Below are 12,601 nucleotides of genomic sequence, written 5' to 3' on the forward strand. Positions count from 1 at the left end.
GAAACCGGGGCCTTGACTCCCTCGCCGGATCGGTACTAGCCTGGCACGGCTGGCCCCGCAGCGGTCACCACACAAGATGACCAAAACTGGGGCTTGACGCCTCCGCCGGACTGGTATTAAGCTGGCAGGGTTGCCCGGAAGCGGGCGAAAACAAGCATGAGTGTTGTTTGAGAACTCAATAGTGTGTTTGGTCTTTATTATTTGTTGTTGTTTTTTGGGCCATACTCTGCACTCCCCGTGTGTGGGTATGGCTGTTTTTTGATGCCAGTTATTGGCGTCTTGTCAGGTATCTCTGATTGTAAATTCACCTCGTTCAGCGAGGAGATTTTGTTTGGAGAGTTTGATCCTGGCTCAGGACGAACGCTGGCGGCGTGCTTAACACATGCAAGTCGAACGGAAAGGCCCCTTCGGGGGTACTCGAGTGGCGAACGGGTGAGTAACACGTGGGTAATCTGCCCTGCACTTCGGGATAAGCCTGGGAAACTGGGTCTAATACCGGATAGGACCTCGAGGCGCATGCCTTGTGGTGGAAAGCTTTTGCGGTGTGGGATGGGCCCGCGGCCTATCAGCTTGTTGGTGGGGTGACGGCCTACCAAGGCGACGACGGGTAGCCGGCCTGAGAGGGTGTCCGGCCACACTGGGACTGAGATACGGCCCAGACTCCTACGGGAGGCAGCAGTGGGGAATATTGCACAATGGGCGCAAGCCTGATGCAGCGACGCCGCGTGGGGGATGACGGCCTTCGGGTTGTAAACCTCTTTCAGCAGGGACGAAGCGCAAGTGACGGTACCTGCAGAAGAAGCACCGGCCAACTACGTGCCAGCAGCCGCGGTAATACGTAGGGTGCGAGCGTTGTCCGGAATTACTGGGCGTAAAGAGCTCGTAGGTGGTTTGTCGCGTTGTTCGTGAAATCTCACGGCTTAACTGTGAGCGTGCGGGCGATACGGGCAGACTGGAGTACTGCAGGGGAGACTGGAATTCCTGGTGTAGCGGTGGAATGCGCAGATATCAGGAGGAACACCGGTGGCGAAGGCGGGTCTCTGGGCAGTAACTGACGCTGAGGAGCGAAAGCGTGGGGAGCGAACAGGATTAGATACCCTGGTAGTCCACGCCGTAAACGGTGGGTACTAGGTGTGGGTTTCCTTCCTTGGGATCCGTGCCGTAGCTAACGCATTAAGTACCCCGCCTGGGGAGTACGGCCGCAAGGCTAAAACTCAAAGGAATTGACGGGGGCCCGCACAAGCGGCGGAGCATGTGGATTAATTCGATGCAACGCGAAGAACCTTACCTGGGTTTGACATGCACAGGACGCCGGCAGAGATGTCGGTTCCCTTGTGGCCTGTGTGCAGGTGGTGCATGGCTGTCGTCAGCTCGTGTCGTGAGATGTTGGGTTAAGTCCCGCAACGAGCGCAACCCTTGTCTCATGTTGCCAGCGCGTAATGGCGGGGACTCGTGAGAGACTGCCGGGGTCAACTCGGAGGAAGGTGGGGATGACGTCAAGTCATCATGCCCCTTATGTCCAGGGCTTCACACATGCTACAATGGCCGGTACAAAGGGCTGCGATGCCGCAAGGTTAAGCGAATCCTTTTAAAGCCGGTCTCAGTTCGGATCGGGGTCTGCAACTCGACCCCGTGAAGTCGGAGTCGCTAGTAATCGCAGATCAGCAACGCTGCGGTGAATACGTTCCCGGGCCTTGTACACACCGCCCGTCACGTCATGAAAGTCGGTAACACCCGAAGCCAGTGGCCTAACCCTTTGGGAGGGAGCTGTCGAAGGTGGGATCGGCGATTGGGACGAAGTCGTAACAAGGTAGCCGTACCGGAAGGTGCGGCTGGATCACCTCCTTTCTAAGGAGCACCACGAAAAGCACCCCAACTGGTGGGGTGCGAGCCGTGAGGGGTTCCCGCCTGTAGTGGGCGGGGGCCGGGTGCACAACAACAAAGCGAAGCCAGACACACTATTGGGTCCTGAGGCAGCACTCGGGTTGTTTCGAGTGGTGTCCCCCCATCTTGGTGGTGGGGTGTGGTGTTTGAGAACTGGATAGTGGTTGCGAGCATCTAAATGGATGCGCTGCCCTCGTGGTGGTGTGTCCATTAAATGTGTAATTTTTCTTTGGTTTTTGTGTTTGTAAGTGCTTAAGGGCGCATGGTGGATGCCTTGGCATCGAGAGCCGATGAAGGACGTGGGAGGCTGCGATATGCCTCGGGGAGCTGTCAACCGAGCGTTGATCCGAGGATTTCCGAATGGGGAAACCCAGCACGAGTGATGTCGTGTTACCCGCACCTGAATATATAGGGTGCGGGAGGGAACGCGGGGAAGTGAAACATCTCAGTACCCGTAGGAGAAGAAAACAATTGTGATTCCGTCAGTAGTGGCGAGCGAACGCGGAACATGGCTAAACCGCACGCATGTGTAACCGGGTAGGGGTTGTGTGTGCGGGGTTGTGGGATTGATATATCTCAGCTCTACCTGGCTGAGGGGTAGTCAGAAAGTGTCGTGGTTAGCGGAAGTGGCCTGGGACGGTCCGCCGCAGACGGTGAGAGCCCGGTACGCGAAAACCCGGCACCTACCTTGTATCAACTCCCGAGTAGCAGCGGGCCCGTGGAATCTGCTGTGAATCTGCCGGGACCACCCGGTAAGCCTAAATACTTCTCGATGACCGATAGCGGATTAGTACCGTGAGGGAATGGTGAAAAGTACCCCGGGAGGGGAGTGAAAGAGTACCTGAAACCGTGTGCCTACAATCCGTCAGAGCCTCCTCGTGGGGTGATGGCGTGCCTTTTGAAGAATGAGCCTGCGAGTCAGGGACATGTCGCGAGGTTAACCCGTGTGGGGTAGCCGCAGCGAAAGCGAGTCTGAATAGGGCGCATCCCCTTTGGGGTGTAGTGGCATGTTCTGGACCCGAAGCGGAGTGATCTACCCATGGCCAGGGTGAAGCGCGGGTAAGACCGCGTGGAGGCCCGAACCCACTTAGGTTGAAGACTGAGGGGATGAGTTGTGGGTAGGGGTGAAAGGCCAATCAAACTCCGTGATAGCTGGTTCTCCCCGAAATGCATTTAGGTGCAGCGTTGCGTGTTTCACCACGGAGGTAGAGCTACTGGATGGCCGATGGGCCCTACTAGGTTACTGACGTCAGCCAAACTCCGAATGCCGTGGTGTATAGCGTGGCAGTGAGACGGCGGGGGATAAGCTCCGTACGTCGAAAGGGAAACAGCCCAGATCGCCGGCTAAGGCCCCAAAGCGTGTGCTAAGTGGGAAAGGATGTGCAGTCGCAGAGACAACCAGGAGGTTGGCTTAGAAGCAGCCACCCTTGAAAGAGTGCGTAATAGCTCACTGGTCAAGTGATTGTGCGCCGATAATGTAGCGGGGCTCAAGCACACCGCCGAAGCCGCGACAACCGCAAGGTTGGGTAGGGGAGCGTCCCCCATTCAGCGAAGCCGCCGGGTGACCGGTGGTGGAGGGTGGGGGAGTGAGAATGCAGGCATGAGTAGCGATAAGGCAAGTGAGAACCTTGCCCGCCGTAAGACCAAGGGTTCCTGGGCCAGGCCAGTCCGCCCAGGGTGAGTCGGGACCTAAGGCGAGGCCGACAGGCGTAGTCGATGGACAACGGGTTGATATTCCCGTACCCGTGTGTGCGCGTCCCTGATGAATCAGCGGTACTAACCACCCAAAAGGTGGTCTATCAATCCCTTCGGGGTGCGAGGATCGCCGGCTGCGTGGGACCTCCGTTGGTAGTAGTCAAGCGATGGGGTGACGCAGGAAGGTAGCCGTACCAGTCAGTGGTAATACTGGGGCAAACCTGTAGGGAGAGCGATAGGCAAATCCGTCGCTCATGTTCCTGAGAGGTGATGCATAGCCGGTTGAGGTGAATTCGGTGATCCTCTGCTGCCAAGAAAAGCCTCTAGCGAGCACACACACGGCCCGTACCCCAAACCGACACAGGTGGTCAGGTAGAGCATACCGAGGCGTACGAGATAACTATGGTTAAGGAACTCGGCAAAATACCCCCGTAACTTCGGGAGAAGGGGGGCCGGAACACCGTGAACAGCCTTGCGCTGGGAGCGGGATCCGGTCGCAGAAACCAGCGAGAAGCGACTGTTTACTAAAAACACAGGTCCGTGCGAAGTCGCAAGACGATGTATACGGACTGACGCCTGCCCGGTGCTGGAAGGTTAAGAGGACCCGTTAACCGCAAGGTGAAGCGGAGAATTTAAGCCCCAGTAAACGGCGGTGGTAACTATAACCATCCTAAGGTAGCGAAATTCCTTGTCGGGTAAGTTCCGACCTGCACGAATGGCGTAACGACTTCTCGACTGTCTCAACCATAGACTCGGCGAAATTGCACTACGAGTAAAGATGCTCGTTACGCGCGGCAGGACGAAAAGACCCCGGGACCTTCACTACAACTTGGTATTGGTGTTCGGTACGGTTTGTGTAGGATAGGTGGGAGACTGTGAAACCCCAACGCCAGTTGGGGCGGAGTCGTTGTTGAAATACCACTCTGATCGTATTGGACACCTAACGTCGAACCGTATATCCGGTTCACGGACAGTGCCTGGCGGGTAGTTTAACTGGGGCGGTTGCCTCCTAAAATGTAACGGAGGCGCCCAAAGGTTCCCTCAACCTGGACGGCAATCAGGTGTTGAGTGTAAATGCACAAGGGAGCTTGACTGCGAGACCTACACGTCAAGCAGGGACGAAAGTCGGGATTAGTGATCCGGCACCCCCGAGTGGAAGGGGTGTCGCTCAACGGATAAAAGGTACCCCGGGGATAACAGGCTGATCTTCCCCAAGAGTCCATATCGACGGGATGGTTTGGCACCTCGATGTCGGCTCGTCGCATCCTGGGGCTGGAGCAGGTCCCAAGGGTTGGGCTGTTCGCCCATTAAAGCGGCACGCGAGCTGGGTTTAGAACGTCGTGAGACAGTTCGGTCTCTATCCGCCGCGCGCGTCAGAAACTTGAGGAAACCTGTCCCTAGTACGAGAGGACCGGGACGGACGAACCTCTGGTCCACCAGTTGTCCCACCAGGGGCACCGCTGGATAGCCACGTTCGGACAGGATAACCGCTGAAAGCATCTAAGCGGGAAACCTTCTCCAAGATCAGGTTTCTCACCCTTTTAGAGGGATAAGGCCCCCCACAGAACATGGGTTCGATAGGCCAGACCTAGAAGCTCAGCAATGAGTGCAGGGAACTGGCACTAACCGGCCGAAAACTTACCAACACAAATCGCAACCACTATTCGTCTCCACGACCTTTGTCGTGCGACACCACACCCCCCACCAGAACACTTGAATGAAAAATAAATAGAGTTACGGCGGCCACAGCGACAGGGAAACGCCCGGTCCCATCCCGAACCCGGAAGCTAAGCCTGTCAGCGCCGATGATACTGCCCAATTCGGGTGGAAAAGTAGGACACCGCCGAACATATACAAAAACACCCCCGGCAACGGGGGTGTTTTTGCATTTTCTGTGCCGCCCAACGTCGAGTTGTTGCGGCGATCTTCGCGAAATCCCGACAACAACGCCACGTTCGGCCGCCGGCCTAGTCGAACAACGTCAGCTCCGCCGGCGCCCGCCTTTTCTCCAACCCGAGCAGGGCCCGCTTTCGGTCGAGCCCGCCGCCAAAACCGGTGAGGCTCCCATTGGCGCCGATGACACGGTGGCAGGGGACGACGATTGCGATGGGATTGTGGCCGTTGGCCCAGCCAACCGCGCGCGCCGAGCCCGGGGCGCCGATCTGCTCGGCGATCTGGCCGTAGGACCGCGTCGCCCCGTAGGGAATCGTCAACAGCGCCCGCCACACACGTCGCTGAAATTCGGTGCCCCGCAGCTCGAGCTCGATGTCGAACTCGGTCAGCTCGCCGGCGAAATAGGCGTCGATTTGCTCGACGGCGCCCTCGAAGGCCCCTGGGTCCGGCGACCAGTCGGCGCGGTTCGGCTCGTAGGTCTGGTCGACCATCCGCAGGTTCGTCAGGACCGAGCCGCACCCGGCCAGGGTCAAGAGCCCGATCGGGCTGTCGATGGTGCGGTAACGGATCACGCCGCCTCCTTCGGTGGCCAATGGTTTACCGGATGCTCGAGTGTGGTCCACAGATGCTGGGTGGCATAGGAGCGCCACGGCCGCCAACGGGCGCTGCGCTCGATGAGTTTCCGCTGTTCCGTGGGCAACCCGAGTTGCTTTGCGGCGAGCCGAAGCCCGAGGTCGCCGGCGGGAAACGCATCCGGGTCGCCCAGGGCGCGCATCGCGATCACCTCCGCGGTCCAGGGGCCGACGCCGGGCAGCGCCAGCAACCGCGCGCGGGCGCTTTCCCAATCGCATCCGGCGTCCAGGACGACGCTGCCGTCGGCGAGACCGCCGATCAGCGCCGTGAGGGTCCGTTGTCGAGCCTTGGGCACCGCCAGATGGACGGGATCGATCTCGGCGAGCTGTTCGATCGAGGGGAAGGCATGGGTCAAGGCGCCCTCGGGGTCGTGCACCGGCCGCCCGTAGGCAGCGACCAGCCTGGCCGCGTGCGTGCTGGCGGCCTTCGTCGACACCTGCTGGCCCAGGACCGCGCGCACGGCCAGCTCGGCCTCGTCGACCGTGCGCGGAATGCGTTGTCCCGGGGCTTTTTCCACCACCGCGGCCAGCTCGCGGTCCGCGGCCAGCGCGTCGACCACGGCCTCGGGATCCGCGTCGAGGTCCAGCAGTCGCCGGCAGCGGGCGATCGCGGTGGTGAGGTCGCGGAAGTCGTCGAGCACCAGGCGGCACCGGACGTGATCGACAGCCGGCGCCAGCGTCACGACCGCACCTCCGCGCGGAAGCCGCAGGCTGCGCCGGTAGGCGCCTTCGCGCACCTCCTCGCAGCCGGGCACGATGCCGGCCGCGAGGTGGCCGAAGACGCCCTCATAGGCGAACGGCGTGCGCACCGGCAGCCGAAGGCACACCGCGCCAGGGGAATTGGTCTCCGACGTCGACCGGACTGCCGCGCGCGTGCGCAGCGCCGTCGGTGTGTTTTCGAAGACCAGGCGCACGGTGTCGTTGAACTGCCGAATGCTGGCGAAGCCGGCGGCGAACGCGATGTCGCCGAAAGGCAGGTTCGTGGTCTCGATGAGCACCCGTGCGGTCTGGGCCCGCTGCGCCCGCGCCAGGGCGAGCGGACCCGCACCGACCTCGGCCTGCAGCAGCCGCTCCAGTTGGCGCGTGGTGTAGCCGAGGTGAGCCGCCAGGCCACCGACGCCTTCCCGGTCCACCGTGCCGTCGGCGATGAGCCGCATCGCCCGCGCGACGACGTCCCCCCGCACATTCCATTCCGGGGACCCCGGCGAGGCGTCCGGACGGCAGCGTTTGCAGGCCCGGAACCCGGCGCGCTGCGCCGCGGCCGCCGTCGGATAGAAGCGGACATTGCGCGCGAACGGCGGCCGCACCGGACAGCTCGGCCGGCAGTAGATCCGCGTCGTCAGGACCGCGGTGACGAACCAGCCGTCGAAGCGGGCGTCCTTGGACTGGACCGCCCGGTAGCAACGTTCGAAGTCGTCGTGCACGCTTCCACAGTTACACCGGCCCACCGACAAAACTGGCGGAAAAACGACATTGTGGTGGGCGGCATAACCGCAGTCAAGAGCTCTGATGGTGCGCGGCCGCGGCGGACCCGATGAAATTCCTGGCCGGGCGGGACAACGGTCGCCCGGAATTCCAGATCATCCCGACATCGCGATAGGCGTCCGCGTCGGCCAGCGGCAGCACCCTGAGCCCGGGCGCATATTCGCTGCCGTCGATGGGCATCAGGCTGATCCCCAGGCCCGCGGCCACCAGGCCGGCGGACGTGGTGAGGTTGGCGGATTCCAGGACGATCCGCGGCCGGAATTGCGCTGCCGCACAAAGCTCGTCAAGCAGTCGCCGCATGCCGAAGCCGGGCCGCATGGCCACGAAGGGCTCGTCGGCCAGCTCGGTCATCGATACCGCCGCGGCGTCCACGAGCCCGTGGTCGCACGGAATGGCGACACCGAGCCGTTGACGAAACAAGCTGCGCCAGGCCAGATTCCGCTTGGGTCGAGGTGACACTACGCCGACATCGAGGGCGCCGGACTGCACGAGGTCGCCGATCGATTCGGCGGCGCCCTCCTGCAGCGTGAACGTCACTCGCGGTGACGTCTCCTTGAAGGCGGCGATCAGGCGCGGCACCACCGTCGACCCGAACGAACCCAGGAAGCCGAGCCGGATCTCGCTGACGGCCGGATTGGTCAGGTCCTCGATCGCGCGCCGGGCCGAATCGAGTTCCGATTGGGCCCGCCGCGCGTGCTCGTAGAAGATCCGTCCATAGGTGTTGAGCGCCAGCCGCCGGCCGCCGCGGTCGAACAGGGCGACCCCGAGTCGCCGTTCCAGGCGCGCCAGCATCCTCGTGAGAGTCGGCTGCGCGATGTGCAGCTGGTCGGCCGCCGCGGTGACGTGTTGCAGCTCCGCGAGTGTGACGAACCACTCGTAGTCGCCTTCAGGCATGCCCTCCACCTTTGCTTATGCGAAAAATGCATCATAATTGAATTAATAATTCATTTCCTTTCCCATGCGCCGGCGCCGAACATCGTTGCTATGCCTACCGCCCACCAAGCCGGAAGCCGCGGGTACCGGCGGGTGACCGCCGCGCTGTACGGCGCCGGCGTGGCCAGTTTCGCCGCGATGTACTGCACGCAGGCGCTACTACCCGCGCTGTCGGAGTACTACCGGATCACCCCGGCGATCGCGGCGCTCACCGTCTCGCTGACGACGGGAATGCTCGCGCTGTCCATCATTCCCGCGAGCGCGCTGTCCGAGCGCTACGGACGCGTCACGGTGATGCTGGCGTCCGGCGTCGCGTCGAGCGTCATCGGTTTGTTGTTGCCGTTCAGCCCCTCGCTCGGTGTTCTGCTCGTCGGCCGGGCACTGCACGGTGTCGCGCTCGCCGGGATCCCCGCCGTCGCGATGGCCTTTCTCGCCGAGGAGATCCACGCCTCGTCGCTCGGTTCGGCGATGGGACGCTACATCGCCGGCACCACGCTGGGCGGCCTGGTGGGGCGAATCGTCCCGTCCCTTGTCGTCGACGTCAGCAATTGGCGGGTAGCGCTGTTGGTGTGTTCGGCGGCGACGCTGGCCGGCACGGTCGTCTTCGCCGTCCTGGTTCCCCGGTCGCAATTCTTCACGCCGAAGGCGGCGACGATGCGGGCGACGGTGCGCAACCTGGCCGCTCATCTGCGAAACCCCGTTCTGCTCAAGCTCTTTGCGTTGGGCTTCGCTCTGATGGGCGGATTCGTCACGGTGTACAACTACCTGGGCTATCGGCTGACCGCCCAGCCGTTCGGACTGGCCTCCTCGATCGTCGGGCTGTTGTTCGTGCTGTACCTGGCGGGGACCTGGACCTCCGTCGTGGCAGGGCGGTTGGCCGACCGCAGGGGACGTGCGCTCGTGCTGGGCGTTGCCCTGCCGATCACGGCGGCCGGCCTGCTGCTGACCGTCCCGCACGCGCTGGCCGCGATCGTCGTCGGCGTCGGCGTGTTCACCGGAGGATTCTTCGCCGCGCACACGGTGGCCAGCGGATGGGTGGGCGCCGTGGCGCACCGGGATCGCGCCGAAGCGTCCGCCCTGTACCTGTTCAGCTACTACCTGGGCGGCTCGGTGGCCGGCGCGGTCGGCGGCCTCGTCTACGCCCTCGGCGGTTGGCCGGCGACGGCCTGGTTCGTGGGAGCGCTGCTGCTGGCCGCCGGCCTGTTGACCGCGCTGCTGGTGAGCGGAGCCCGGCGTCAGGTGCCGAACAGCTGGGTCACCTTGGAAACGAGTTGCCAGACGCCGTAGGCGAAGGGCAGGGCCACCCACAGCCAGGCCAGCGCGATGGGAGCGGGGCCGACCGCCGTCGTGTCCGTCATGGTTGCCTCTCCGGTTGTCGGTGGGGAACCGCCTCGGGCGCCGGCGCGGCGTCGTCGGGCAGTGCGGGCTCGTGGAATTTGGCGGACACCGGCCCGATCAGCTCGTTGCAGACCAACCCGACGGCCAGCAGCGCGATCATCACCTCGAACGAGAGCAGGTAGAGGTCGGGGCCGTGCTTGCCGGCCGACTTCTGCGAGTCGGCGATGGCGTTCACGATCAGCGGGCCCAGCACGCCCGCCACCGACCACGCCGTCAGCAACCGGCCGTGGATCGCACCGACCTCGTAGGTGCCGAACAGGTCCCGCAGATACGCCGGAAGGGTGGAAAAGCCGGCGCCGTAGAACGACAGGATCAACAGGGTGCACAACAGGAAGGTGACCTTGCTGGAGTTGGTCGTCAGCGCCAGCGTGAGATACAGCAGCGCGCCGCCGCCCAGGTAGAGCCGGTACATGTTCTTGCGGCCCAGCGCATCCGACAGCCACGACCATCCGATCCGGCCCAGCATGTTGGCAAGGGACAGCAGGGCGACGAAGCCGGCGGCCGCCGAGGCCAGCACCGCCGCGCGGGGTGCCCTCGGGAAGAAGTCCTGATAGATCGGCGAGGCCTTCTCCAGGATGCCGATCCCGGCGGTGACGTTGAAGCAGAGCACCACCCACAGCAGCCAGAACTGGGGCGTCTTGACCGCGCCGGCCGCCGAGACGCCGGCGGTGCTGACCAGCGATCCGGCCTTGTGCGGCTTGGGTTTCCAGCCGGCCGGTGCCCAGCCCGGCGCCGGCACCCGGATCAGCAGGCAGCCCATGCTCATGAACACCGCGTAGGTGCAGCCCATCACCAGGAAGGTCCGGGCGACGCCGGCGGTGCTGGCGCGGCCGAACGCGTCGAGCAGGCTGTTGCTCCACGGCGACGCGATCAGCGCTCCGCCGCCGAAGCCCATGATCGCCAGGCCGGTCGCCATTCCCGGGCGGTCGGGAAACCACTTGATCAGCGTGGACACCGGCGAGATGTAGCCGATACCGAGGCCGACCCCTCCGACGACCCCGTAACCCAGTACGACGAGCCAGTATTGGCGGACCGAAACCCCGAAACCCGCGATCAGCAGCCCACTGCAGAAGCACGCGGTGGCAACGACCATGGCCCAGCGCGGCCCGTAGTGGTCGACGCGCGTGCCGAACGCCGCGGCCGAAAGGCCCAGCGCCACAATGGCGACGGTGAACGGCATCGCGCTCGCGGTCCCGGAGACATGCAGCGACTTCTCCAGCGGGATCTTGAAGACGCTCCACGCGTAGGCCGAGCCGATCGCGAGGTGAATCGACAACGCGGCCGGCGGCACCAGCCAGCGGCTCCATCCCGGCCTGGCAACGATTCTCGAACGGTCCAGCAAGCCAACGCTTGTCACGATGCACCCTTCTCCCGCGGGCGGAGCTCCGTCCCGCCGCCACTATTGGTGGGGTGCAATCCGGGCGTCAAGGCACGTTTTCTATTGTGCGATAACGGATTTCTATCGACGACGCTCAGCCGTGTTGACCACGGGCGTTGTCAGCGCGAAATTACCGATCCGACCGGGCGGCCTCGATCGGCGATGCCAGCCGAGTGGCGCGCTCGTGGCCGCGCAGGGTCACGGTGTCGCCCAAAGACCAACGCGCCCTTTCGTCTTCGCCGGCGCCTTCGAGCGTCTCGGCGGTCGCCAGCAGCTTGCCCGGCCGCGATTTGGCCAGCTCGCACAGTCGGGCGGCCTCGTTGACCGGCTCGCCGATGACGGTGTATTCGAACCGTTCCTTGGCGCCGACGTTGCCGGCGACGACCTGGCCGGCGGCCACGCCGATGCCGGCGTCGAGCTCACACATTTCGCCGGCCAGCCGCTCGGCGATGCAGCGCGCCGCGGCGAGCGCCTGGCCTTCGGGTGAGTCGAGATGATTCGGAGCACCGAAGATCGCCAGCGACGCGTCGCCTTCGAACTTGTTGACCAGCCCGCAATGGCGGTCCACTTCCTCGACGACGATCGAGAAGAACCGGTTGAGGACTTCGACGACTTCGGTGGGGCGTTGACTGGTCACCAATTGGGTGGAGCCGACGATGTCGATGAAGACGACCGCGACGTGCCGCTCCTCGCCGCCCAGTTTCGGCCGCTCGCGTTCGGCGGCCAGCGCGACCTCGCGGCCGACGTGGCGGCCGAAAAGGTCGCGCACGCGTTCGCGTTCACGCAGCCCGTCGACCATCGCGTTGAACCCGCGCTGCAGCTCGCCCAGCTCCGTCCCGTCGAACACCACCAGGTCGCCCCGCAGGTTGCCCTCCTCGACGCGCCGCAGCGCCGCACGCACCACCCGCACGGGTGTGGCCGTGAGCCAGGCCAGGATCCACATCAGCAGGCAGCCGAAGATCAGGGTGGCGAACGCCACGATCAGCACGCCGACGGCGAACTGCGTCTCGGTCAGGTTCCGCATCAGGATCTGGAACATCGCCAGGAGGCCGATGCCGATGACGGGCACGCCGGACCCCAGGAACCAGACCACCATGGTTCGGCCCATGATGCCCGCCGACAACCGCCGCGGTGGGGGCCCCGCCTCGAGCGCCTGGGCGGCCACCGGCCGCAGCGCGAACTCGGCGAGCAGATAGCTACCGGTGGCCACGAGAATGCCACCGAAACCCACCGCGACGATGAACCGCGGGATGAACATCGTGTTGATCAGGCCGTAGAGGGTCGTCAGCACGATCGTCCCGAC

7 protein-coding genes and 3 rRNA genes are annotated in these 12,601 nt (G+C 63.7%); 4 read left to right on the forward strand and 6 right to left on the reverse strand.

Translation table 11 applies throughout. The annotated features are described in order from the left end of the window. Positions 1 to 328 precede the first annotated feature (328 nt). From A5696_RS21465 to rrf, 3 genes are all read left to right on the forward strand, one after another. Positions 329 to 1,848 (forward strand): 16S ribosomal RNA (locus tag A5696_RS21465). Between the two features lie 278 nt (positions 1,849 to 2,126). Then, positions 2,127 to 5,225, forward strand: a 23S ribosomal RNA gene (locus A5696_RS21470). 89 nt (positions 5,226 to 5,314) lie between these two features. Then, positions 5,315 to 5,428: ribosomal RNA gene (rrf, locus tag A5696_RS21475) — 5S ribosomal RNA — on the forward strand. The 16S, 23S and 5S rRNA genes sit together here, the layout of an rRNA operon. Positions 5,429 to 5,546: 118 nt before the next feature. Here rrf and A5696_RS21480 read toward each other — a convergent pair. The 3 genes from A5696_RS21480 to A5696_RS21490 all read right to left on the reverse strand — a co-directional run bounded on the left by A5696_RS21480 (position 5,547) and on the right by A5696_RS21490 (position 8,483). Next, positions 5,547 to 6,044, reverse strand: a complete 498-nt coding sequence (locus A5696_RS21480) for a methylated-DNA--[protein]-cysteine S-methyltransferase (RefSeq protein WP_067883009.1) — start codon at positions 6,042 to 6,044, stop codon at positions 5,547 to 5,549. Then, on the reverse strand, positions 6,041 to 7,528 hold the full coding sequence (locus tag A5696_RS21485) for a DNA-3-methyladenine glycosylase 2 family protein (protein WP_067883010.1): 1,488 nt from the start codon (positions 7,526 to 7,528) through the stop codon (positions 6,041 to 6,043). The genes A5696_RS21480 and A5696_RS21485 overlap by 4 nt, the downstream gene beginning before the upstream one ends. A 73-nt stretch (positions 7,529 to 7,601) precedes the next feature. Further along, positions 7,602 to 8,483: a LysR family transcriptional regulator gene (locus A5696_RS21490; protein WP_067883018.1), complete on the reverse strand. Its 882-nt coding sequence runs from the start codon at positions 8,481 to 8,483 to the stop codon at positions 7,602 to 7,604. A gap of 90 nt (positions 8,484 to 8,573) precedes the next feature. On the opposite strand from A5696_RS21490, the gene A5696_RS21495 reads away from it, so the two are divergent. After that, on the forward strand, positions 8,574 to 9,809 hold the full coding sequence (locus tag A5696_RS21495; protein WP_067883011.1) for an MFS transporter: 1,236 nt from the start codon (positions 8,574 to 8,576) through the stop codon (positions 9,807 to 9,809). Here the strand turns inward: A5696_RS21495 and A5696_RS28740 are convergent. The 3 genes from A5696_RS28740 to A5696_RS21505 form a co-directional block, all read right to left on the reverse strand. Further along, a complete protein-coding gene (locus A5696_RS28740) occupies positions 9,758 to 9,880 on the reverse strand; it encodes a hypothetical protein (RefSeq protein ID WP_255382671.1) in 123 nt (40 codons plus the stop codon). The genes A5696_RS21495 and A5696_RS28740 overlap by 52 nt on opposite strands. Then, on the reverse strand, positions 9,877 to 11,277 hold the full coding sequence (locus A5696_RS21500; RefSeq protein WP_067883012.1) for an OFA family MFS transporter: 1,401 nt from the start codon (positions 11,275 to 11,277) through the stop codon (positions 9,877 to 9,879). Before A5696_RS21500 ends, A5696_RS28740 begins: the two co-directional genes overlap by 4 nt. Positions 11,278 to 11,428: 151 nt before the next feature. Next, positions 11,429 to 12,601 (reverse strand): adenylate/guanylate cyclase domain-containing protein (locus A5696_RS21505; protein WP_067883019.1); only part of this gene is annotated, 1,173 nt, incomplete at its 5' end.

It is taken from the genome of Mycobacterium sp. E2699, from assembly GCF_001666745.1.
Classification (GTDB): domain Bacteria; phylum Actinomycetota; class Actinomycetes; order Mycobacteriales; family Mycobacteriaceae; genus Mycobacterium.

Bases quoted from the DNA above. Each gene is read 5' to 3' on its own strand.
- A5696_RS21490 (WP_067883018.1), bottom strand. From the start codon at position 8,483: ATGCCTGAAGGCGACTACGAGTGGTTCGTCACACTCGCGGAGCTGCAA.
- A5696_RS21495 (WP_067883011.1), top strand. From the start codon at position 8,574: ATGCCTACCGCCCACCAAGCCGGAAGCCGCGGGTACCGGCGGGTGACC.
- A5696_RS28740 (WP_255382671.1), bottom strand. From the start codon at position 9,880: ATGACGGACACGACGGCGGTCGGCCCCGCTCCCATCGCGCTGGCCTGG.